The sequence below is a fragment of the Actinoplanes sp. NPDC051859 genome (assembly GCF_044452725.1).
Lineage (GTDB): Bacteria > Actinomycetota > Actinomycetes > Mycobacteriales > Micromonosporaceae > Actinoplanes.
In genome coordinates this window covers 1878-5285 of record NZ_JBITBX010000034.1, presented here as the reverse complement: position 1 = coordinate 5285, position 3408 = coordinate 1878, and the positions used below count along the sequence as shown (strand labels likewise).

Annotated in this window: 2 rRNA genes; both read right to left on the bottom strand. The window is 56.2% G+C overall.

Annotated features, from left to right (window positions below):
- Nucleotide 1 precedes the first annotated feature (1 nt).
- Nucleotides 2-118: ribosomal RNA gene (rrf, locus tag ACIA1L_RS33360) — 5S ribosomal RNA — on the bottom strand.
- 117 nt (nucleotides 119-235) lie between these two features.
- Nucleotides 236-3344: ribosomal RNA gene (locus ACIA1L_RS33355) — 23S ribosomal RNA — on the bottom strand.
- Nucleotides 3345-3408 lie beyond the last annotated feature (64 nt).

The window sequence follows — 3408 nt, the reverse complement described above, 5'->3', positions numbered from 1 at the left end:
AGTCCGGCGGCGTCCTACTCTCCCACACCCTCCCGAGTGCAGTACCATCGGCGCTGGAGGGCTTAGCTTCCGGGTTCGGAATGAGACCGGGCGTTTCCCCTCCGCTATAACCACCGAAACAGCTATCAGCGTGACAACCATTCACCAAATTCCACACCCAGCGTCGTGTTGCTGATGGTGTGGGGGTGGTTGTTTGCTGTGAATCACACAGTGGACGCAGAGTATAAAGTTTGGGGTGGTTAAGCCCTCGGCCTATTAGTACCGGTCAACTGAACCAGTTACCTGGCTTACATTTCCGGCCTATCAACCCAGTCGTCTAGCTGGGGGCCTTACCCACTCAAGGTGGTGGGATACCTCATCTCGAAGCGAGCTTCCCGCTTAGATGCTTTCAGCGGTTATCCCTTCCGAACGTAGCTAACCAGCCGTGCCCCTGGCGGGACAACTGGCACACCAGAGGTTCGTCCGTCCCGGTCCTCTCGTACTAGGGACAGCCCTTCTCAAGTATCCAACGCGCACGGCGGATAGGGACCGAACTGTCTCACGACGTTCTAAACCCAGCTCGCGTACCGCTTTAATGGGCGAACAGCCCAACCCTTGGGACCTGCTACAGCCCCAGGATGCGACGAGCCGACATCGAGGTGCCAAACCATCCCGTCGATATGGACTCTTGGGGAAGATCAGCCTGTTATCCCCGGGGTACCTTTTATCCGTTGAGCGACACCGCTTCCACTCGCAAGTGCCGGATCACTAGTCCCGACTTTCGTCCCTGCTCGACCTGTCAGTCTCACAGTCAAGCTCCCTTATGTACTTACACTCAACACCTGATTGCCAACCAGGCTGAGGGAACCTTTGGGCGCCTCCGTTACCTTTTAGGAGGCAACCGCCCCAGTTAAACTACCCACCAGACACTGTCCCTCGACCCGATCAGGGCCGCAAGTTAGATACCCAAATCCAACAGAGTGGTATTTCAAGATTGCCTCCACCCGAACTGGCGTCCGAGCTTCACCGGCTCCCACCTATCCTACACAATTACATTCAGATACCAATGTCAAGCTATAGTAAAGGTCCCGGGGTCTTTCCGTCCTGCCGCGCGTAACGAGCATCTTTACTCGTACTGCAATTTCGCCGGGCCTGTGGTTGAGACAGTGGGGAAGTCGTTACGCCATTCGTGCAGGTCGGAACTTACCCGACAAGGAATTTCGCTACCTTAGGATGGTTATAGTTACCACCGCCGTTTACTGGCGCTTAAGTTCTCCGCTTCGCCCCGAAGAGCTAACAGGTCCCCTTAACGTTCCAGCACCGGGCAGGCGTCAGTCCATATACATCGTCTTACGACTTCGCATGGACCTGTGTTTTTAGTAAACAGTCGCTTCCCCCTGCTCTCTGCGGCCATACCACGCTCCACCCGCAAGGGGCTTCACGCGTCCGGCCCCCCTTCTCCCTAAGTTACGGGGGCAATTTGCCGAGTTCCTTAACCACAGTTCGCCCGTCGCCTTGGTATTCTCTACCTGACCACCTGTGTCGGTTTAGGGTACGGGCCGCTCGGAACATCGCTAGAGGCTTTTCTCGGCAGCATAGGATCACTGACTTCACCTGAATCGGCTCGGCATCACGTCTCAGCCCATATGTGTCACGGATTTGCCTATGACACGGCCTACACGCTTACCCCGGCACAACCACCGGCCGGGCTCAGCTACCTTCCTGCGTCACCCCATCGCTAAACTACTACCCACGAGGGTCCTGGCCGCCATGTTCTTGGTCCGAAGACCGCCAACACTTTGGGCAGTTAGCATCATGAGGTTCGTCTTGGGCGCTCCTTCGCGGGTACGGGAATATCAACCCGTTATCCATCGACTACGCCTCTCGGCCTCGCCTTAGGCCCCGACTCACCCAGGGCGGATTAGCCTGGCCCTGGAACCCTTGGTCATCCGGCGGAAGGGTTTCTCACCCTTCATTCGCTACTCATGCCTGCATTCTCACTCGTGTAGCGTCCACGGCTGGATCACTCCGCCGCTTCACCCGCAACACGACGCTCCCCTACCCATCCACACACCTGCACACCACCCTCAAGGAGTGATGCGGAGTTATTGTGTGAATGCCACAGCTTCGGCGGTGTGCTTGAGCCCCGCTACATTGTCGGCGCGGGACCACTTGACCAGTGAGCTATTACGCACTCTTTAAAGGGTGGCTGCTTCTAAGCCAACCTCCTGGTTGTCTATGCGACCCCACATCCTTTTCCACTTAGCACACGCTTAGGGGCCTTAGCTGGTGATCTGGGCTGTTTCCCTCTCGACTACGAAGCTTATCCCCCGCAGTCTCACTGCCGCGCTCTCACTTACCGGCATTCGGAGTTTGGCTGATTTCGGTAAGCTTGTGGGCCCCCTAGACCATCCAGTGCTCTACCTCCGGCAAGAAACACGCGACGCTGCACCTAAATGCATTTCGGGGAGAACCAGCTATCACGGAGTTTGATTGGCCTTTCACCCCTAACCACAGGTCATCCCCCAACTTTTCAACGTTGGTGGGTTCGGTCCTCCACGCAGTCTTACCCACGCTTCAACCTGCCCATGGCTAGATCACCCCGCTTCGGGTCTAGAACATGCGACTCAAACGCCCTCTTCAGACTCGCTTTCGCTACGGCTGCCCCACACGGGTTAACCTCGCCACATGCCACTAACTCGCAGGCTCATTCTTCAAAAGGCACGCCATCACCCCGAAAGGCTCTGACGGATTGTAGGCGAACGGTTTCAGGTACTATTTCACTCCCCTCCCGGGGTACTTTTCACCATTCCCTCACGGTACTTGTCCGCTATCGGTCACCAGGAAGTATTCAGCCTTACCAGGTGGTCCTGGCAGATTCACAGCAGATTTCAGGGGTCCGCTGCTACTCGGGATATCTGTAAGGAGGTCAGATGCTTTCACCTACGGGACTCTCACCCTCTACGGTCGGCTTTCCCACACCGTTCAACTAACAACTGACTTTGTAACTCCCTACCATGGTGTCAGCCATGGAAAACAGATCCCACAACCCCGCACACGCAACCCCTGACAGGTATCACACGCGCACGGTTTAGGCTACATCCGCTTTCGCTCGCCACTACTCACGGAATCACTATTGTTTTCTCTTCCTACGGGTACTGAGATGTTTCACTTCCCCGCGTTCCCCCCTGCACCCTATGAATTCAGATACAGGTAACACGACATGACTCGTGCTAGGTTTCCCCATTCGGACACCCTGGGATCACAGCTTGGTTGACAGCTCCCCCAGGCCTATCGCGGCCTCCCACGTCCTTCATCGGCTCCTGGTGCCAAGGCATCCACCGTTCGCCCTTGACAACTTAACCACAGAAAACAAGATGCTCGCGTCCACTGTGCAATTCTCAACCAACAACCAACCCACAACCCACA